Genomic DNA, 18,188 nt, shown 5'->3' on the forward strand with positions numbered 1-18,188 from the left:
TCGAATAGGACAAATGAGGGGAGTCTAATCAAAAGGTAATCGCTCTTTTGTGTGCCTCTTTCCGACGATGAAGGTGGGTCGGGCGAACCGGTTGTGCGTCGTCGGCATCGAACCTGCTGGAAGAGATGGTGCGTTCCCGCTCGAGAGATACACGCACTTCCGACAGCAGTGCACGAAGATGGACGAGTTCCTGGACAATCATGGTAACACGTGTCGCGACGCTCTTTAATAATTTTTTTCGCGACGACCGCTAGATGTGATGATCCGGGTAACAGTATTCCGTTTTATTTTCGAGAACGCTACTCGTCGGACAGTTTTCTGGGAACGACCACTCACTACCTGCCCGATACGTACCACGGCTACCGAAAGCCTATCGCGATTCGAGGGGCTCGACGGAGCCTCTTCTCCGAATTATTACAAAAATGTCGTTCAGCGAACGCTTACGATCGCGTGTGTCTATCACATCCACATGGCAACGTCCGATGAATTCCGAGAGCTCCTCCCGCTCGAGGAGCTACAGGAACGGGAGCGCGCACAGGTGAGCGTCGACGGGACGCCACTCGCGGCGTTCTACCACGAAGGCGAGGTACGGGTCGTCGACAACCGCTGTCCGCATATGGGGTTTCCCCTCTCCGAGGGGAGCGTCGAGGACGGAATCCTGACCTGTCACTGGCACCACGCGCGGTTCGAACTCGCCTGCGGCGACACGTTCGATCCGTGGGCCGACGACGTCAGGACCTACCCCGTCGAGATCAGCGACGGAACGGTCTACGTGAACCCGAACCCCGAGCGCGACCTGCCGCCGGCGGAGCACTGGGCGAGCCGCCTCGAGACCGGCCTCGAGGAGAACCTCCGGCTGGTCGTCGCGAAGTCGACCATCGGACTGCTGGACGCCGGCGTCGACTACCGGGAGCCGACGGCGACGACGCTCGAGTTCGGCACCCGCTACCGCGAGTCGGGCTGGGGGCCGGGACTGACGATCCTCGGTTGCATGGCGAACCTGATCGACGACCTCGAGCCCGACGACCGGAAACGGGCGCTGTACACCGGGGTTCGGCGCGTGGCGAGCGACTGCGCGGACGAACCGCCGAACTTCGATCAGCCGTCGTTCTCGACGCGCGAAGTCGAGTTCGACCGGCTCAAGCGCTGGTTCCGCGACTGCGTCGAGGTGCGCGACGCCGACGGCGCGGAGCGCTGTCTCCGGACCGCCGTCGCGTCGGGCCGGTCGGAGGCCGAGGTCGCCGAACTGGTCTTCGCCGCCGCGACCGACCACCCGTACCTCTCGAGCGGTCACGTGCTCGACTTCGCGAACAAATCGTTCGAAAGCCTCGAACACGTCGGCTGGGAGCACGCGGATGACGCACTTGCCAGCCTCGTCGATCCGCTCGTCACTGCGACCCGCAGCGACGAGCAGTCGTCTTGGCGCCAGCCGATCGACCTCGTCTCGCTGCTCGAGGACGTCTACGGCGGCGACGTCACCGAGACGAGCGGGCTCGAGGAGCTCACAACGGCTGGTGCGGGGATATCCTGGGAGCCACCCGCTGATTTCCAGGAGACGCTGCTCTCGGACGATCCGGAGACAGTCGTCGACGCGCTCGCGGACGCGGTCTCGGCGGGCGCGACGACCGAGGAACTCGCCGCCGAGGTGGTTCACGCCGCCGCCACGCGCGTCGCCCAGTTCGGGACCGCCAACGAGTTCTCCGACTGGAACACGGTCCACCACACGTTCACGTACGCCAACGCGGTCCACCAGGCGACGCGCCGGACGGACGCGATCGAACTCTACCGGGGTGTCTTCGACGCCGCGATCAGCGTCTACCTCGACCGGTTCCTCAACACGCCGCCAGCACCGATCCCGGAGCCGGGGGCGAACGAGACGGGTCGCGATCCCGATGCGATTCTCGAGGCCCTCCTCGAGACGTTCGACGCCGAAGGCGAGGTGGACGAGGCGGGACGGCTCGTCGGCGAGTTCTTCGACTGCGGCGGCGACTCCGCCGATCTGAAGCGAACGCTCGGTCACGGGCTCCTGCGAGAAGATGCCGGCTTTCACACGCTGCAGAACCTCGAGGCCGCGTTTCGACAGTTCGACCTCGCCGAGGAGCGGACAGTTGGCGGGGACGAGACGTCGATCGACCTCGAGTCCCGTCGCCGCGTCCCGCTGATCGCGACGGCACGATACATGGCCGCGCACTTCCCGACCCGTCGTGAAGCGGAACAGACGTTTACGATCGCCCAGCGGCTCAATCGAGGCGAGACGATCCACGAGGGAAGCGAGTAGACTCAGTCGTCGCCGATCGTTCCGCCGCCGTCCGGTCCGTACTGCGAAGAATCGTCGTAGCGGACGCACTTTGCGGTCTGATCCGGCTCGACCTGATAGGTCTCGATCTCGCCTCGCTCGCAGGGCGTCGCGAACTCCGTCTCGATCGTCGCCTGAGCCGCCTCACGGTCCCCGTTCGTCGTGGTTGCGAGCACGTCCGAGAGGACGGTTTCGGCCCCCGGATCGGATAGCTGCGGCGGGATGTCGTAGCTTTCGCGGATCGCTTCGGGCGTCGCTTCCTCTTCCTCGTCGGTGAGCGTGAGATCGTCCCGAAGCAGATCGCCGCGGAAGTTCGCGACCGCCCGCCAGTCGTTCTGTGCCAGTTCGTACCCCTCCGGCTGGACGAGTTTCGGACAGCGGGGATGGAACCGACAGCCGCTCGGCACGTCGATGGGATCGGGAACCTCGCCGACGAGTTCGATCCGTTCGCGGTCCTCCGTCGGATCGATTCGCGGCACCGAGGAGACCAGCGCCTGCGTGTAGGGGTGTTTCGGGTCGTTGATGATCTGGTCGGCCGGCCCGACCTCGACGAGTTCGCCGAGGTACATGATGCCGATCCGATCGCACATGTGCTTGAGCAGCGAGAGATCGTGACTGATGTAGACTGCGGTCAGTCCGAGCTCCGTCTGCAGGCGTTTGAACAGGTCGAGGATGCTCGCCCTGATCGAGACGTCGAGCATGCTCGCCGGCTCGTCGGCCAGCAGGAAAGATGGCTCGAGCGCCAGCGCGCGGGCGATACCGACCCGCTGGCGCTCTCCGCCGCTCAGTTCGCTCGGGTACTCGTGGGCGTAGGCTTCCGCGGGCTCGAGACCCGCCTGCTCGATTGTCTCGTAGACCCGCGCCTCGCGCTCTTCGGCGGTCCCGATGTCGTGGACGTCGAGCGGCTCTTTCACCCACTCGTAGACCGTAAACCGCGGGTTGAGCGACTTGTAGGGGTCCTGGTGGATGATCTGTGCCTCGCGACGGAATTGGTTCAACTCGCTGCCGCCGGCGTCGGTGATCTCCTTGCCGTCGAAGTAGATGTTCCCGCCGGTCGGTTCGATCAGCCTGATCGCGCTCTTTCCGAGCGTCGTTTTCCCGCAACCGGACTCGCCGGCGAGGCCGAACGCCTCGCCCTCGCGAACGCCCAGCGAGACGCCGTCGACGGCCTTGACCGCCTCGTCGGTCTCGCCACGAAGGATGCGCGAGACGAGACCGGTGTTGACCGGGAAGTGTTTCTCCAACCCCTCGACCCTGAGCTTGTACGTCTCGTCGGGGTCGGTCTCCCGTTCCACCTCGACTGCGTCAGTCATCGAGCTCCACCTCCTCGGGCGGGCTCGGTTCGATCTCTTCCGACCGGCCGAGGTCCTGTTCGACCCAGGTTTCCTTCTTACCGGCTTCCTCCTGCAGGTGCTCGATCTCGTCGGCACGGTGACACTCGACGGCGTGGCCGTCGCCGTACGATTCGGGTTCCGGTGTCACCTCCCAGCACTCCTCTTCGGCGAACGGACAGCGGGGCGCGAACCGACAGCCGTCGTCCGGATCGACGAGATCCGGCGGCGTTCCGGGAATGGAGATGAGCTCCTGATCGTCGTCGCTGATATCGGGGAAGGCGTTTCGTAACCCGAGCGTGTAGGGGTGGCGCGGGTTCATGATGATCGTTTCTGCGTCGGCAATCTCGACGATACGGCCGCCGTAGACCACGGCGATCCGGTCACAGGTTTCACTGACGACGGACATGTCGTGAGTGATCATGATCATCGCGCTGTTGAGTTCCTCCTGTAACTCTTTGATCGTCTCGAGGATGCGATCCTGGATCACTACGTCCAGAGCCGTCGTCGGCTCGTCGGCGAGCACGAGCGATGGCGAGAGTGCGAGGGCGAGCGCGATCATCGCTCGCTGGGCCATTCCACCGGAGAACTGGTGGGGGTAGTCGTCGACGCGGTCAGGATCGACCCCGAGGTCGTCGAACAGGGTTCGCGCCCGTTCTCGAGCCTCTGCTTTGGAGGTATCCTCGTGGTACGTGATCACCTCGACGATCTGTTCGCCGACGGTGTACACTGGATCGAACCCGTTCATCGCGTTCTGTGGGATCATCGAGATCTCCGACCAGCGAATCTGTTTGCGTAACTCTCTGTTTGACAGCTCGGTGACTTCGGTGCCGTCGAAATCGATCGAGCCGTCGACGACCTCGGCGTTGTCGGGAAGCAGGCGGATGATCGACTTCGCGAGCGTCGTCTTGCCGCTGCCGCTTTCGCCGACCAGTCCGACCGTCTCGCCGCGATCGATCGACAGCGAGACGTCGTCCGTTGCACGGACCCAGCCGTCGTCGGCCCGGTAGTACGTCTTCAGTTCGGTGATATCGAGTAGCGTCATTTTTGATGTCTGAGTTCGGGATTGACCACTTCCTCGAGGGTGCGACCGATGAAGAACACCGACATGACGAACAGCATGATAGCGATACCCGGTGGGAAGACCCACCACCAGGCCTCGCGGATCGCGTTCGCGGTGTAGACGTTGTAGATCATCTCACCCCACGAGAGCATATTCGGATCGCCGAAGCCGAGGAACGAGAGGCTCGCCTCGGCGATAACTGCCCAGCCGACCGCGAAGGCCGCGTACAGGAACGTAAGCGGCAACACGTTGGGCAGAATGTGGCGATACATGATTCGCGTGTGACTCGCCCCGATAGCCTGTGCGCTCTCGACGTACGGCCGCTGCTTGTGGCTCAGTACCTGCGAGCGAATCACGCGGGCGGTCGATCGCCAGAGGATCAACACGATCGCGACGATGATGTTGACGAGGCTGCTGCCGAGGATCGCCACGAGGACGATCGCAAACGGCAGGAACGGAACGCCGTAGACGATGTCGGTGATCCGCATCAGCACGTCGTCGACCCAGCCGCCGAAGTAGGCGCTGACCAGGCCGACGTTCGTCCCGATGAAGACGGCCATGAAGGCCGCGAGACTGCCGACGATGAGCGTCACGCGGGTTCCGGCGATCAGCTGCGAGAGCACGTCGCGTCCCATGTCGGTCGTTCCAAGCGGGTGGTCGGCCGAGGGAGACTCGAGCCGTCCGCCGACGGCGCGTTCACCCGGATCGTGGGGTGTGAGTCCCGGAATCGTCAGGTCGAGGAACTCGATCGTGTACGGCCGGGCGAAGATGCCGATGAGGAGGAACGTAACCAGAATGGCCAGTCCGATCTGGCCGAGCCTGTCGCCCTCGAACACTTCGAGTTTCGTCCGAACGTAGTCGAGGCCGTCGCCGACGGCTCCCGTCGCACTGTCGATCGGAGACGTTCGTTCGGTGCTCATTCGTACTCCACCCTCGGATCGAGGTAGACGTATGTGAGGTCAGCGATAAAGTTCATGATAATCACGACCGAACCCATGAGGAAGAACGCCGCCATCGCGAGCGGGTAATCGTTGTTGTTCACTGCGTTCACCATCTCGCGTCCCATGCCGGGCCAGTTGAACACCGTCTCGATGACGACGGAGCCGCCCATCGCGGCGCCGGTAGCAATCGCCATCACCGTCACGATCGGGAGGATCGAGTTCCGGGCAGCGTGTTTGTACAACACCGTTCGCTCGGGAAGCCCCTCCGCCTTCTTGATTTCGATGAAATCGGCGTTGAGGACGTCGAGCATCGTGCTTCGCATCAACAGCGTCGGCGTCGCCAGATAGACGATCGCTCCCGTCAACGCCGGGAGGAACAGGTGTCTGAGGAAGTCGGCGGAGCCGTACCTGGCGACGAAGCCGCCGCCGAGTTCGCCCCCGGTCGTCCGCATCCCGCTCGAGGGGAACCAGCCGAGCCAGAAGGCAAACACCGACAGGAGCACGATCCCGACCCAGAACTCGGGTGAGGAGCGGGCGATCAGCGTCACGACGATTCCGCCGCGCTCGAAGCGTGAATCCCGCCACCAGCCCATAATGGCGCCGAACGTAATTCCGATGAGGTAGGCGATGACCAGTGCCGTCCCCATCAGGACGATCGTGTTCATGAAGCGAACGACGATGATGTCGATCACCGGGTCGCGGTAGATGAACGACTGGCCGAAGTCGCCGGTAAGCAGTTGCCGGGCGTACTCGACGTACTGGACGTACAGCGGTTGGTCCAGTCCGAGTTCTGCGATCCGCTGTTCGCGCTGTTCCGGAGTCATGCCGTCCATGATGAACATCGACGTCGGATCGCCGGGCATCATCCGAAAGAGAACGAACAGGAGCGTAAAGAACGCCCAGAAGGTAACGATGAGCTGGAGAATCCGTCGGGCAACGTACGCTCTCAGTCCCATCGGCTACTCCACCTCGAGTCTCTAGTGAGTGTCATATGTTCGTATTGAAATACTGAAAGGCGGCTTCGACCGGTTACTGGTCCGCGCCGTAGTGCAGTCGGCCGTCGTCGTCCCAGCCGTACCCCCCATCGGCTAACTCCTGCTGTGCGGCCTCGAGGTCCTCGTAGAACTCCTCGACGTCGGGGTTGTGCCAGAACTCGTTGTGCTCGGAGATCGTCGTGTGGGTGACCGTCCCCATCCCGTCGCGGATGAACTCGACGTACTCCTCTTTGGGTACCCCGTAGGAGAGTGCACGGCGAGCGTGACGGTCGTCCAACGGCTCTCGGCGTGTGTTGTACTCGACCATCGCGTAACCGACGGCGTCGAAATCGGCGAGGTCGAGTTCGTCGTCGTCTCTGACGCGATCGACGGCCGTCGGCTGTGGGACCGCACCGACCATGTCGATCTGTCCGGACTCGAGGCTGTTGACGAGCGTCGAGGTGTCCGAACCGGGAATGCGGATGAACGTGTCGGCGTTCGGCGTCTCGAAGTGATCGTCGAACGCCTCGAGTTGCAGTTCAGCCTGGCGCTCCCAGTCGCGGAACTCGAAGGGCCCGCTGCCGGTCCAGTTCTCGTCCTCGAAATCGACGAGGTCGTCCGGATCGACGTCCCCCCAGATGTGCTCTGGGAAGATGTACACCTGTCCGAGGACGTTCGCCGTGAACGGGGCGTACTGTTCCTCGAGGTGGAACGTGATCTCGTTCCCGGAGGTGTCGATCTCGTCGATCACGTCGACGAGATCGCTGTAGGTCGGTGAGTCGGCGTACATCTCGTACGTGAACTCGACGTCTTCGACCGTGAGATCCTCGCCGTCGTGGAACGTGACGCCGTCACGGATCTCGAGAGTGTACGTCATGCCGTCGTCTTCGATCTCGGGATCGTCCGTCGCGAGCCACGGCGACGGGAACCCGTCCTCGTCGATCCGATACAGCTGATCGTAGATGAGTCGAACGAACTGACGGTCCGGCGTCGCCAGGTCCTGCATCGGGTTCAGCGAGATGATCTCGGACGGGTAGCCGAAGCGAACCGTGTCGTCGTCGGTCGGCGTCGCCGAGATCATGTTCCAGAACGAGTTGAGTCCCTCGCCGAGCGTCGGGTCGACGTCGGTGACGCGAGCGCTGGCGTAGGGATGGTAGCCGCCCTCGTTCGCGATGTACGTTCGCGGCTGGTCCTCGGCGATGATCTCCTGGGCGTCGTAGACGGTCTGCTGGCGCTCGTCCTCGTCGACCTGAGTCACCTGCAACTCCGCGAGTTCGTCGTACTCGTCGTTTTCGTACCCCGGCGTGTTGCGCCCACCCTCCGCCGTATTGTTGGAGTGGTGCATGTCGTAAATGAACGTGTGAGGGTCGATCCGTTCCGGCGTCCCACCCCAGCCGAGAAGCGATGCGTCGAAATCCTGCTGGACGACCGCCTTGTCGACGTGGGCGCCGAACTCGAGTTCCTCGAGGTCGACCTCGAACCCGATCTCCTCCCAGTTGTCGGCAATGATCGAAGCGAGTTCGTTCCGGAACGGATTCGTGCCCGCAGTCGGCGCGACTAAGTGAATCTCCGGCACCTCTTCGTCGAGTTCGTCTGCCCCCTCGACGTCCGGGTCGTCGTCGCCGAGACAGCCGGCAAAACTCGTAACAAGTCCCGTAGCCCCTGCAACCCCTGCACCTTTGAGCACCCTTCTCCGCGATGTGTTATCCTCTACCATTTCCACACTGCTAACTTATGTGGGGGGTATATAAATTCTCGGATGAATAAACGTCCAAAACTCTTTTATTATTCTTCTGTCGACCAGTCAATGGGCAGTATAGTAAACATACGGCGAATAGTAATCCGAATCGAGTTATTTGCAGATGGTCGGGTTCTCTGTAGTTATCGTTAGATGTGTGACTATTGGGCGGCGAGTTCTGTGATCCGAGTCGGGTCTGGACCGCATCTCGGGTCGATCTCGGGCTACCGAGAACGACTCGGCATCGACTGCCTTTTTTCGTCCCCGATCGTAGGCTGACTGTGGAGTGTCACGTCTACTACGAGGGCGACGACGACCCGAAGAAGTGCACCGCCCGTCGCCTCGAGAAGTTCGACAAGGCGATCCTCTACCGACGGATGGCGCAGGTCCCCTACGGGGTCGTCCTCAATCCGCACGCCGAGCAGGCGCTCTCACCGGCCGACGCCGACGAGAGCCTCGAGACAGTGGTCGCGCTGGACTGCTCGTGGGAGTCCGCTGAGGAGGCATCCTTCCGAATGAACGGCGTCCACCGGGCGCTGCCCTTCCTCGTCGCCGCGAATCCGGTCAACTACGGTCGGCCCTTCCAGCTGACGACCGTCGAGGCGCTCGCGGCCGCACTCTGTATCTTCGGCGACCAGGACGCCGCGGAGGACCTCCTCGAGCCGTTTCGCTGGGGCGAGACGTTTCTCACGCTCAACGAGGAGCCACTGCGCCGGTACAGCGAGTGTGCGGACTCGAGCGAGGTCGTCGCCGTCCAGGAGGATTACCTGGCCGACGAGGAGTCGGCGTAGCCGGAGCGTCGCTACCGATTCCGCCGATTCGACGAGACTACTCGTACGACTGCCTGAGTCGTTCTCGACGGGCGAGCCAGGACTCGTAGCACGCGTAGCCGAGCGAGACGCCACCGAACAACAGCAGTCCCGGAAGCGCGAACAGTATTTGACCGATGTCCCTGCCCGCGGCGCTGTAACCGAGATAGCCGACGCCAACCGCGATTGCGATGAACTTGAGGGCGACGACGACGAGCACGATTCGCATCGGCCGGGTGGTACTCGGAGTCTTCGGCGCCGCGGCCGGCTCCATCCGTTCCGCTTCCTCGAGTGCCCGCTCGAAAGCCGGCCGGTGGCGCTCGGGAACCGAGACGAGTACCGGATTCGAACCGGTGCGTCGGCACACGTACAGGCCGACCGTCCCGAGCGGGATCCGGTACGTGGACGTGACGTTTACGAGATCGATTCGCTTCGTCCCTCCGCTGTCGCGTCGTCGATCGTTCCGTACCACGACTCGCCGGGCGGTCGGATCGAACTGGACCGTCGTCTCGGCCGAACTCGAGACGAGCGCCAGCGCGGGCGTCCCGACGAAGACGAGCAACACCGTTCCTCGCGGGGAGAGGAGGCCGACGATGCCGACGATCGCGGCACCGACGGCGATCGCGATTGCGAGCCCGTGGGCGGAGAGTCTGTCCGTCAGGTACAGTTTGTCCATCCACTTCGGGAAGCTGTCGTGGCGAACGAGCAGCCAGAGGGCGACGATCGAGACCGGCCCGCCGACGAGCGCGACGACAATCACCAACGCGATCGGCGAACCGACGAGCGCCTGGCCCACGGTGAACAGGACGGCGGCCGCGACGATCCACGCGCCGAACCCGCCGTACAGACCGTACGGCGCGTACAGGAGCAGCCGGCGAAGCGGCGTCTCCTCCGGCAGGGCCGACCACTCGTGGACGGATCCGGACATAGCCGATGGTTCGTGTCGCCGGCTGATAATTATTCGCGTTCCGATAGTTTCGCGACCACAGCGGTTATATGCACTACGGGCCAACGAAGCGACATGCCAAGCTTCGACGCCGCCGAAAAACGAACGCTCGAGAAGATGATCTGCATGCGCTGCAACGCGCGAAACTCGCCGGAAGCCAACCGCTGCCGCAAGTGCGGCTACAAGAACCTTCGTCCCAAGGCGAAGGAGCAGCGCGCGGCCTAACCGTTCCGGGAACCCACTCCGCCTACGACGCTCGTTCGCGGGCCCCGGCGGATCGTCGACTTTCTCGACTTTCGTCGCTCGAGAGCGGCGAGAAGCGGCCGAACTGGTTCGGGGATACATCGAGGATGTCGTCGTCCTTACCCTCGAACGAGATGAATCCGTTCTCTCGCACTCGGTCGAACGACGCCGAAGCGGAGTTCGACGGCTGGAACGAGTTCGTCCCCGCTCACGTCCCCGATCCGGGGCCGTTTCTCGAAGGACACGACCTCCTCTGTGGCGACGCCCACGCGGCGTTTCACCGGCTCACTCGGGACCTGTTCGAAGAACGGGGCGTGTACGACGCCACGTTCGGGTACAATCTCGCCAAACTCAACCTCGACCGGCGACACCCGGACGCCGGCTTCAGGTACGCGGTAGACGCCGACGACTCCGGAACTCTCCGCGCGGAGTTCACCCCGACGACGGCGTTCTGTCCGATGGCCGACGCGCTCGTCACGGGATCGTTCCGGGCCTGGAACGATCTCGCGGACCGCCACGAGTACGACCGGGTCCGGGTGCGCGTCCACCCGATGCACCAGCAGGCCGACGCGCTCGACGACTCGCTCGAGCGCGCCGAACGGGAGCGCGACGACCAAGAAACCTCGAAGTGAATCCCGGCGGCTATCGAGCACGGGACACGGGAGTAGACGGCAGCGGTTCCGACCGGCGGGGCTACTCGCCGACGCGATCGATTTGACTTTCTTCCGATGCGGAGTCGCGACTCTCGGAGCCGACGCCGCTGGAGCCGTGCCGGTGAATCGTCCACGCCAGGTTGACCGCGAAGAGTCCGAAGCCGACGCTCGCGAGGAGACCGCCGACCGCGGCGATCGACGACGGAAGCGAAGCCCAGCCCGCAACGACGAGCACGAGGAACCCGGCGAGCGTGAGCCGAAAGTCGGCGCGCTCGAGTCGACTCGAGTAGAGGTCGTCGATCATCGGGACGGGTTCCAGTCCGATGCGGTCGCTGTAGCGCTCGAGCCAGACGATGAACGGGATCACGTGGTAGAGCGTGCCGACGACGACGAAGCCGAACACGCCGAGGACGAGTAGCTCGCTCGTCCCTGGTGCGCCGAACACGCCCGCGTGACCCGTCGGATCGCGCCACCACGCCGGCACGGCGAGGGCGGCCCAGGCGAGCAGCGATCCGGCGACGACCCAGTACCGAGCGGTCATCGGACTTCGCTCGACCGTCGACCGGGAGAGCAACCGGGCGATCACGATTCCGAGGGCGACGGCCCCGACGAGAAGCGCCAGCGCGCCGACGCGGGCGACCGACTCGAGACCGGCGCCGCGGCCGACGGCGAACGCGGTGACGCCACCGTAGAGGGCCGCCTCCTCGACGGACAGGAGCCGCCGCTCGAGCGCGCCGTGCTCCGTCTGCGTGAACATCGTCGCGAGTTGGGGCAGCGCACCGGCGATCGTCACCAGTACGGCCCCGTACAGCGCCACCGTGGTGTGGACGAGAAACACGTCGCCTCGCGTCACGGGCAGGGACTCGAACAGCGGCGTCGAGAACCCGACCGCGAGCAGGTATCCGAGCGGGGCGAGAACGGCGAAGCTGAGGAGTGCGAACGCGAAGTGGCGTTCCGTCCGGTCGAGCGGCCGGGCCCGGGCGAGCGTTCGCCCGAGGGTGTAGACGAAGAGCCACATTCCCGCGAACAGCACCGTTGCGGTGATCGGCACGGACGAGAACGCTTCGGCACCGAGGGTGAGGGCGAAACCGACGAGTCCGCCCGCGACCAGCCAGAGCTGCGCCCTCGCGAGTCGCCGCGAGTGAAGCTCGACGCCGGACCAGACCGGGACGAACTGCGTCATCGCTCCCATGATCGTCAGGGCGATCCAGCCGACCAGGAACACGTGGAGCCGGGCGACGTCGGCCGGTCCAGACGGCGACGCGACGTACGCTGCGGCCCCCGCCGCGATTCCGACGACGAGAAAGCACAGGCCGACCAGAAAGTGTCGGAGCGGAATCGCGATCGGCGGCGTTCGATCCGTCCGCAGTCCGTCCGGAATCGTCTTCATGTCTCGACGTTCGATCCGCCCGTCCGTCGCGCTGTTCCCGAACCGATTCGGCGGACCTTCCGTCCTCGGTACTCGCGAAACGGACGGCGCCATCGGAATCGAATCGACCTCGAACGTGTTCGCGGGAACGACCACCGTCCGCGGCGCGCTATCGATCCCGTATGGGAACGAACACGACCGAAACGACGCTCGACGTCCGCGAGATCGAGGGCCCGCCGTTCGGCGAGATCACCGCCGCTCTGGAGCGGCTCGAGGACGGCAGACAGCTGCGGCTGATCGCGAGCTTCGAACCGGTTCCGCTGTACGAGGTGCTCGAGGAACGCGGGTTCGCGTTCGAGACGGACCAGCGAAGCGAGAACGAGTGGCATGTGCTGATCGACCGTCGCTGAGTCGCGTCGCTCAGTCGGCGCGTCAGGTCCCCGGACACGACCCACGATTCGAGCCGACACGAACCCGTTCGGACGAATACCGATACCTCTCGAGAACCGACCTCGACGTGTATGACGCAACTCGACGTCAGGGAGGTTTCGCCACCGGAGCGCCACCCCATGATCCACGAGGCTTTCGAGGACCTCGAGCCCGGCGAATCGCTCACGATCGTCAACGACCACGAACCGAAACCGCTGTTCTACGAGTTCCAGGCGGAAGTCGACTCGTTCGACGCGGACGGCTACGCCGTCGAACGGGCCGGTCCGAACGAGTTCGAGGCGACGTTCCCGAAGCGAGCCGACTGAACGGACGAGGGCGGCGAGCGCGCCACGACCCGTCCGAACGGGTTCGGGGTGAACGTCTGGTCGGGTCGGACCGAATCCTCGCGTATGGAGCCATCGATGCTCGACCGGACCGACGCCCCGACCGATCGACCGACCGACCACCTGGACGTTCGCTCGCTCGGCCCGCCGGAACCGCTCCAGCGGACGCTCGAGCGGCTCGCCGAACTCCCGGACGAGACGGTCCTCCTGCAGCGTAACGACCGCGTTCCCCGGTTTCTCTTTCCGAAGCTGGACGACCGCGGCTACGCCTACGAGACCCTCGAGCGAGACGACGACGTGGTGACCGCCATCTGGAAACCTTGAACGGGTTCGACCGCGCGTTGACCCTCTGCTTTTCGGCCGGCCTCCGCTCACGTACGCCGTCGTCCGGAAACGGCGTCATTGTCCGGGAACGACGCCGTTCGGCTGCCGTTCGAACCCGACCGTCCGGTTGACGGACGGTACTGTCAAGTAGTTCGTATCTGTCGGTCAGCACGTTCAACCATGGAAGACGATCACGCTGATCCGGACCGCGCCGGACAGCTCCACCACCTCGAGCTGTACGCCTCCGATCTCGAGGCCTCGCTCCCGTTCTGGGACTGGCTACTCGACGAACTCGGCTACGAGCCCAAAACCGAGTGGGAGGGCGGCCGCTCCTGGATTAACGGCCCGACCTACGTCGTGCTCGTACAGGCCGACGAGTCCGACCAGTCGTTCGACCGCCGAGCCGCCGGGGTGAACCACGTCGCGTTCCACGCCGCCTCTCGAGAGCAGGTCGACGACCTCACGCGCCAGGTTCGCGACCGCGAGGAAGCGAGTCTGCTGTACGAGGAGCGCCATCCGTTCGCCGGCGGCTACTACGCGCTCTACTGCGAGGATCCCGAGGGGATCAAAGTCGAGGTCGTCGGGCCGGAGGACTGAGTTCGTTTCCCGGTAGTTGGGTATCCGGTTTCGTTATCCCGTTTTTCTGAACCTAGGCGGAGTCGATTCGTTACGTAGCGAGTGCGAACGTAACGCGCTTACTTCGGTCAGCTACTAGAGATGTTGGGAGAGCCGTGCTGGATAGAGAGCGCGAATGTTGTAGCGTTTCTAACAGATTTCACCTCGAAATCATCCGACGTGAACAGTTATCGAGGAGCGCACCGTCTAGAGTTCATGGCGTCGATCGGCAACATCACGTTTGCGTGCGAGGACCCCGACGGCCTCGCCGCGTTTTGGACCGCAGCAGTCGACTACGAGCTTCAGGAGGCCCCGCCGGGGCTTCTCGAGGCAATAGAGGCTGAGGGCGGCGATCCGAACGCAGCCGCGTCAGCAATCGATCCGGATGGTCATGGCCCCCGGCTGTTTTTCAAGAAAATGCCCCGCTCGTCGCCTGAACATATTCCGATTCACCTCGATCTTAACGCTGCTGACCGCGAGGAAGAGGTCGAACGACTCGCTGAACTCGGCGCATCTATTGTAGAAACCAAGACCGAAACCACAGGTCCGTACACTGAGGCCTGGACAGTTATGCGCGACCCCGAGGGGAACGGCTTTTGCGTGCAGTCTCCGCCAGAACAATAAGTGGCATTCGAAATGGGGTCGGTTTGCTGCATCCATGCTCTGTATTCAGCAACCTGTTTTTGACAGCTTCTATAGGAAACAATCAGTCAGTGCTGAATAGAGAGTGCGAATGTGGCACGGACCGAGAGGCGATCTGCGAGAGTTAGTGATCGGTCAGAACAGGTCATATAGTTAATAAAAACAAACGAGAAGGTTTACACCTACTCAATATAGCATGATGATGTATGTCCCTGTCCCGCCGTGAAATCCTCCAACTCAGTGGTGCGATCTGTAGCACGAGTTTAGCTGGGTGCATTGATTTGTCTTGGTCTGATGAACAGGAAGCAAGGCTGACCAAGGTAGAACTTCAAAATCATACTGAGTACGAGCAGTCAGTGTTAGTGATCGTTGAAGATGAGGGCGAACAGGTGTACGGGGATTTCACCGCAGTTCCGCCTGCTGATGGTGATTCACCGTCGGTTCGGGAAGTGGAAGACATACCCGACGAACCCGGAGTCTACGACGTTTATTTTAATCTTGCTCAGCGGCCTGAAGATATAGAGGGCGAGTTTTGGGCTAGAGCTGATAATACAGACATCACGTGCCGTGAATATCGTCTCAACATCAAGCCAGATGATAATGGGGAGCCACAGTTTGGTATATATCGTTCAGATGGTTGTTGAATCTCCGTGATACATAGTCATACCCACTCGCTTTCACTACCCCTATCTACCGTTAACTACGCAGATGTAGTGAGCGGATGGTTCATTGATTCCGGCGCGAAACAAACGAAGTCCGTTTGCTGCACCCATCCTCTATATTCAGCAGACCGTTTTTAACAGATCCTATAGGTAACAGTCGGACAGTGCTGAATAGAGAGCGCGAATGTGGCACGAGATTCAGCGTAATTTGCGGAGGTGGTGATCGTTCAGTACAGGTGAGAGACAGAGCAAGCAATAATAATCAAGATCACATAATCACGAACACTATAATATAGGAAATTATTCCAAAGAGGGCGGTGGCTCCCATCCAGACAGCAACTATTAGCGCTGCCTGTTTTCCAGTCATATCCTCTCCTTCAAGGAATTCATTAAATTGTGACAGCATCTCAGGGAGATCTATTATGGCGATTCAATGTGCTGGTTGAATAGCGACGCCCAGAGACGCTCGAAGCGACTGGTATAGAACGGTGGGGTGTCCACGGCGGGGAGGTAGAATTTTGGTTCGGTGTCGCTGCCTCGGTCATCAGCACGGCATCTTTGTGCCATACTAACATGTACCGACCGTGCCCGGATTGATCTCTCTCTTAATCGAATAAGCCGTTTATATCGGGTCTGTAAGTGTCGTGACCGAAACGCGCTGTGTATTTAGCACGACTCTGCCAATACCACTGATAGCTGATAGAAGTAACAGCGGTAGGTTCGCACGTGTCGTGAGCGGATGGTTCACTGCTTTCGTCGTGTAACAAACGGAGGTGTCGTGCTGCACTAACCCTCTGTATTCAACAGGCCACTTTTGACAGCGGCTCGATAGCTCGACTACGATCTGCGGGATAGAGAGCGCGAATGATACACGACATCTGGTTCGATTTACGTAAGGGATGATCGCTCAGTGCAGAGGAACGATCGCTCTTCTGTAGTATAGCGCGACTGACCCAGACAGTCCTCCCGAGTAATTGGTTTTCTCGAATTTCTGCCGCTCCAGTTCCTAACACGGGAGTGGGTTGAAGTCCTAACACGATGGGCCGCCAGTTCACGTCGGTCTTCGAGCTGTGTGAGCGAGGTCAAGACGAGATTCAGTCGAGTGTCGATAATGTCTCGAGAACGGACGGCCAGTGGTCGTGGGCTGCCCGCGCGTTTCCGGCCCGTGAACCGCCAAAGTCGGCCCTATTCGTCCCCATGACCGGACTGTACGGCGGAAAGATCCCGTGGCCGGCATCCTCGTACCGAAGGTGTTCGACGCTCGGCTGGCGATGGTCCTCGAGTCGATCCGCCGCGACGTCGTGGAGTCGCTCGGTCGGCCACAGTTCGTCGTCACCGGCCGAGACCAGTAACACGTCACCGTCGATCTCTTCGACAGGAATCGTAGCCTCGTCGATCGTTTCCGCGCTCGCGGCCTCGAGCATTGCCGCGAAAAATTCTCGACCGGACATCCCGTCTTCGGCCGCGTCCAGATCGTACGGGACGTACAGAACCGGTTCTCCGTCGAGCGACCATGACGAGGTTTCCGGCAGGTCGGCGATGGTGGCACCGCCCTCCCAGACGAGGCCGCTGCCGACGACCGAGACGACGGGGCCGATCTCGTCGAACCGACTTCCGGCGAGGAGTCCGAGTTCACCGCCCCTCGACATGCCGATCACACCGATTCGGCCGCTCGACACGCGCTCGTGCTCGAGTAGCCACTGGGCTGCCGTCTCGACGTACTCGAGTGGAATTTCGACGAGGTCGTCAGGAAGGCCGGGGCCGCCGAAATACTGCAGTGCAAACGTTGTGAATCCCCGGTGGGCCAATGCGGCTGCATACTCGAACTGTGGTTGTCCCTCCGATCCATGCAGGACGAGAACACCCGGCCCCTCGTCGTCGGTAGGCGGGGTGAACACCCCGCCGACTAACTCGTCATGCTCGGGCTCATCGTACGCTCCTCGGTCGAGATGAGAGCGCGTCAGTTCGGTCGAACTGAACGCTTCGTCAGCTGTTCTCACGCTGTAGGTCAGCCGTTCCTCTTCTGGCGGCTGATACTCCCAGAACGACTCGGACGCGAACTGGATCAGGGCGACGGTGGTCGGAACATCGAGGTCGGTCGGTACGTCGCCGTCAACGATGGACGAACGGGCGAGATCGATCCGCCCATCGCTGTCGGTCTCGACGGTGACGCTCGCTTCGATCCCGGCCTCGGATTCCATGGTCACCTCCAGCGGTGTCTCTGCAGGAAGGTCATCGATCGTTAGCTCGAACGGTTCGTCGGCTCGGACTTCAGCCGGATGATCGAACGTTCCGGTATCGTCGTCCGCATCGCCGACACAGCCAGCAACGCCTGTAACGAGAGTCGCGCCCGTTCCTGTGATGAGCCGTCGCCGCGTCAGTGCTCGCTCTCGCATTTCTTGTCTGTGATCAAACGTATTACATCTAACACAATAAATAACCGGCACGAAGGTGTCACAGAACGATTCTCATGGGGTCGTTTGTATTCCGGTTTCGGTGAACTAACCGATACGTGGATGTACGAACCTAATGCAATCATCTACATCAGATAATATATGTGTTGCTAGAGCCGTGCTGAATAGAGGGCGCGAACTTTTTCCGCCTCGGGTTCGCCTGTGGCGAACCTCTCTCTGCTCACGGGCACTTTGTGCCCGTTCGCACGGCTCGCGGGACCGAAGGTCCCGCGCTGGGCACAAAAACTTCGATGAAAAAGGCGGACGACTCGGCCTTCGGCCTCGCCGTCCGGGAACCGCGCTCGCTTTGCTCGTGCGGAGACTGGTACTGCATCCACACTCTATATTCAGCAGGC

General features: G+C 62.2%; 19 protein-coding genes. 10 read left to right on the forward strand and 9 right to left on the reverse strand.

Features of this window, described 5'->3' with window-relative positions:
• Positions 1 to 28 precede the first annotated feature (28 nt).
• Positions 29 to 202 carry a UPF0058 family protein gene (locus tag CV102_RS11890; protein ID WP_148858219.1) on the reverse strand — a complete coding sequence of 58 codons (174 nt, stop codon included), beginning with the start codon at positions 200 to 202 and terminating at the stop codon, positions 29 to 31.
• 267 nt (positions 203 to 469) lie between these two features.
• On the opposite strand from CV102_RS11890, the gene CV102_RS11895 reads away from it, so the two are divergent.
• The gene (locus tag CV102_RS11895; RefSeq protein WP_148858220.1) at positions 470 to 2,278 is read left to right on the forward strand and encodes a Rieske (2Fe-2S) protein; all 1,809 of its coding nucleotides are present in this window, start codon (positions 470 to 472) and stop codon (positions 2,276 to 2,278) included.
• 2 nt (positions 2,279 to 2,280) lie between these two features.
• Here the strand turns inward: CV102_RS11895 and CV102_RS11900 are convergent, their stop codons facing one another.
• The 5 genes from CV102_RS11900 to CV102_RS11920 all read right to left on the reverse strand — a co-directional run bounded on the left by CV102_RS11900 (position 2,281) and on the right by CV102_RS11920 (position 8,322).
• The gene (locus CV102_RS11900) at positions 2,281 to 3,609 is read right to left on the reverse strand and encodes an ABC transporter ATP-binding protein (RefSeq protein ID WP_148858221.1); all 1,329 of its coding nucleotides are present in this window, start codon (positions 3,607 to 3,609) and stop codon (positions 2,281 to 2,283) included.
• Complete coding sequence (locus CV102_RS11905; RefSeq protein ID WP_148858222.1) at positions 3,602 to 4,672, reverse strand: ABC transporter ATP-binding protein; 1,071 nt, start codon at positions 4,670 to 4,672, stop codon at positions 3,602 to 3,604. The genes CV102_RS11900 and CV102_RS11905 overlap by 8 nt, the downstream gene beginning before the upstream one ends.
• Positions 4,669 to 5,610, reverse strand: coding sequence for an ABC transporter permease (locus CV102_RS11910; protein ID WP_148858223.1), 942 nt, complete (start codon positions 5,608 to 5,610; stop codon positions 4,669 to 4,671). Before CV102_RS11910 ends, CV102_RS11905 begins: the two co-directional genes overlap by 4 nt.
• The gene (locus CV102_RS11915; RefSeq protein ID WP_148858224.1) at positions 5,607 to 6,587 is read right to left on the reverse strand and encodes an ABC transporter permease; all 981 of its coding nucleotides are present in this window, start codon (positions 6,585 to 6,587) and stop codon (positions 5,607 to 5,609) included. The genes CV102_RS11910 and CV102_RS11915 overlap by 4 nt, the downstream gene beginning before the upstream one ends.
• Positions 6,588 to 6,660: 73 nt before the next feature.
• Entirely contained in the window at positions 6,661 to 8,322 is a 1,662-nt protein-coding gene (locus CV102_RS11920; protein ID WP_148858225.1) for an ABC transporter substrate-binding protein, read from the reverse strand.
• 302 nt (positions 8,323 to 8,624) lie between these two features.
• Between CV102_RS11920 and CV102_RS11925 the strand changes: the two genes are divergently transcribed.
• Positions 8,625 to 9,134 carry a DUF367 family protein gene (locus CV102_RS11925; protein WP_148858226.1) on the forward strand — a complete coding sequence of 170 codons (510 nt, stop codon included), beginning with the start codon at positions 8,625 to 8,627 and terminating at the stop codon, positions 9,132 to 9,134.
• Between the two features lie 37 nt (positions 9,135 to 9,171).
• Here CV102_RS11925 and CV102_RS11930 read toward each other — a convergent pair whose 3' ends face one another.
• The gene (locus CV102_RS11930) at positions 9,172 to 10,080 is read right to left on the reverse strand and encodes a hypothetical protein (protein ID WP_148858227.1); all 909 of its coding nucleotides are present in this window, start codon (positions 10,078 to 10,080) and stop codon (positions 9,172 to 9,174) included.
• Between the two features lie 93 nt (positions 10,081 to 10,173).
• Between CV102_RS11930 and CV102_RS11935 the strand changes: the two genes are divergently transcribed.
• Positions 10,174 to 10,323, forward strand: a complete 150-nt coding sequence (locus CV102_RS11935; RefSeq protein ID WP_148858228.1) for a 50S ribosomal protein L40e — start codon at positions 10,174 to 10,176, stop codon at positions 10,321 to 10,323.
• Between the two features lie 152 nt (positions 10,324 to 10,475).
• Complete coding sequence (locus tag CV102_RS11940; protein ID WP_148858229.1) at positions 10,476 to 10,973, forward strand: hypothetical protein; 498 nt, start codon at positions 10,476 to 10,478, stop codon at positions 10,971 to 10,973.
• A gap of 61 nt (positions 10,974 to 11,034) precedes the next feature.
• Here the strand turns inward: CV102_RS11940 and CV102_RS11945 are convergent, their stop codons facing one another.
• Entirely contained in the window at positions 11,035 to 12,384 is a 1,350-nt protein-coding gene (locus CV102_RS11945) for a hypothetical protein (protein WP_148858230.1), read from the reverse strand.
• Positions 12,385 to 12,545: 161 nt separating this feature from the next.
• On the opposite strand from CV102_RS11945, the gene CV102_RS11950 reads away from it, so the two are divergent.
• The 6 genes from CV102_RS11950 (at position 12,546) to CV102_RS11975 (ending at position 15,361) form a co-directional block, all read left to right on the forward strand.
• Positions 12,546 to 12,773, forward strand: coding sequence for a DUF2249 domain-containing protein (locus CV102_RS11950; RefSeq protein ID WP_148858231.1), 228 nt, complete (start codon positions 12,546 to 12,548; stop codon positions 12,771 to 12,773).
• Positions 12,774 to 12,884: 111 nt separating this feature from the next.
• On the forward strand, positions 12,885 to 13,118 hold the full coding sequence (locus CV102_RS11955; RefSeq protein ID WP_148858232.1) for a DUF2249 domain-containing protein: 234 nt from the start codon (positions 12,885 to 12,887) through the stop codon (positions 13,116 to 13,118).
• An 84-nt stretch (positions 13,119 to 13,202) separates the two neighbouring features.
• A complete protein-coding gene (locus tag CV102_RS11960) occupies positions 13,203 to 13,460 on the forward strand; it encodes a DUF2249 domain-containing protein (RefSeq protein WP_148858233.1) in 258 nt (85 codons plus the stop codon).
• A gap of 180 nt (positions 13,461 to 13,640) precedes the next feature.
• Positions 13,641 to 14,057 (forward strand): VOC family protein, encoded by a 417-nt coding sequence (locus tag CV102_RS11965; protein ID WP_148858234.1) that lies wholly within the window; start codon positions 13,641 to 13,643, stop codon positions 14,055 to 14,057.
• A 234-nt stretch (positions 14,058 to 14,291) separates the two neighbouring features.
• Positions 14,292 to 14,699, forward strand: a complete 408-nt coding sequence (locus CV102_RS11970; RefSeq protein ID WP_148858235.1) for a VOC family protein — start codon at positions 14,292 to 14,294, stop codon at positions 14,697 to 14,699.
• A gap of 224 nt (positions 14,700 to 14,923) precedes the next feature.
• The gene (locus CV102_RS11975; RefSeq protein WP_148858236.1) at positions 14,924 to 15,361 is read left to right on the forward strand and encodes a hypothetical protein; all 438 of its coding nucleotides are present in this window, start codon (positions 14,924 to 14,926) and stop codon (positions 15,359 to 15,361) included.
• Positions 15,362 to 16,473: 1,112 nt separating this feature from the next.
• Here CV102_RS11975 and CV102_RS11980 read toward each other — a convergent pair.
• Positions 16,474 to 17,580, reverse strand: coding sequence for an acyl-CoA thioester hydrolase/BAAT C-terminal domain-containing protein (locus CV102_RS11980; protein WP_233710674.1), 1,107 nt, complete (start codon positions 17,578 to 17,580; stop codon positions 16,474 to 16,476).
• Positions 17,581 to 18,188: the final 608 nt, after the last annotated feature.

Source organism: Natronococcus pandeyae, assembly GCF_008122205.1.
Classification (GTDB): Archaea; Halobacteriota; Halobacteria; order Halobacteriales; family Natrialbaceae; genus Natronococcus; species Natronococcus pandeyae.

Coding starts and splice junctions, on each gene's coding strand:
- CV102_RS11890 (WP_148858219.1), bottom strand. CDS start 202: ATGATTGTCCAGGAACTCGTCCATCTTCGTGCACTGCTGTCGGAAGTG.
- CV102_RS11895 (WP_148858220.1), top strand. CDS start 470: ATGGCAACGTCCGATGAATTCCGAGAGCTCCTCCCGCTCGAGGAGCTA.
- CV102_RS11900 (WP_148858221.1), bottom strand. CDS start 3,609: ATGACTGACGCAGTCGAGGTGGAACGGGAGACCGACCCCGACGAGACG.
- CV102_RS11905 (WP_148858222.1), bottom strand. CDS start 4,672: ATGACGCTACTCGATATCACCGAACTGAAGACGTACTACCGGGCCGAC.
- CV102_RS11910 (WP_148858223.1), bottom strand. CDS start 5,610: ATGAGCACCGAACGAACGTCTCCGATCGACAGTGCGACGGGAGCCGTC.
- CV102_RS11915 (WP_148858224.1), bottom strand. CDS start 6,587: ATGGGACTGAGAGCGTACGTTGCCCGACGGATTCTCCAGCTCATCGTT.
- CV102_RS11920 (WP_148858225.1), bottom strand. CDS start 8,322: ATGGTAGAGGATAACACATCGCGGAGAAGGGTGCTCAAAGGTGCAGGG.
- CV102_RS11930 (WP_148858227.1), bottom strand. CDS start 10,080: ATGTCCGGATCCGTCCACGAGTGGTCGGCCCTGCCGGAGGAGACGCCG.
- CV102_RS11935 (WP_148858228.1), top strand. CDS start 10,174: ATGCCAAGCTTCGACGCCGCCGAAAAACGAACGCTCGAGAAGATGATC.
- CV102_RS11940 (WP_148858229.1), top strand. CDS start 10,476: ATGAATCCGTTCTCTCGCACTCGGTCGAACGACGCCGAAGCGGAGTTC.
- CV102_RS11945 (WP_148858230.1), bottom strand. CDS start 12,384: ATGAAGACGATTCCGGACGGACTGCGGACGGATCGAACGCCGCCGATC.
- CV102_RS11950 (WP_148858231.1), top strand. CDS start 12,546: ATGGGAACGAACACGACCGAAACGACGCTCGACGTCCGCGAGATCGAG.
- CV102_RS11955 (WP_148858232.1), top strand. CDS start 12,885: ATGACGCAACTCGACGTCAGGGAGGTTTCGCCACCGGAGCGCCACCCC.
- CV102_RS11960 (WP_148858233.1), top strand. CDS start 13,203: ATGGAGCCATCGATGCTCGACCGGACCGACGCCCCGACCGATCGACCG.
- CV102_RS11965 (WP_148858234.1), top strand. CDS start 13,641: ATGGAAGACGATCACGCTGATCCGGACCGCGCCGGACAGCTCCACCAC.
- CV102_RS11970 (WP_148858235.1), top strand. CDS start 14,292: ATGGCGTCGATCGGCAACATCACGTTTGCGTGCGAGGACCCCGACGGC.
- CV102_RS11975 (WP_148858236.1), top strand. CDS start 14,924: ATGTCCCTGTCCCGCCGTGAAATCCTCCAACTCAGTGGTGCGATCTGT.
- CV102_RS11980 (WP_233710674.1), bottom strand. CDS start 17,580: ATGGAATCCGAGGCCGGGATCGAAGCGAGCGTCACCGTCGAGACCGAC.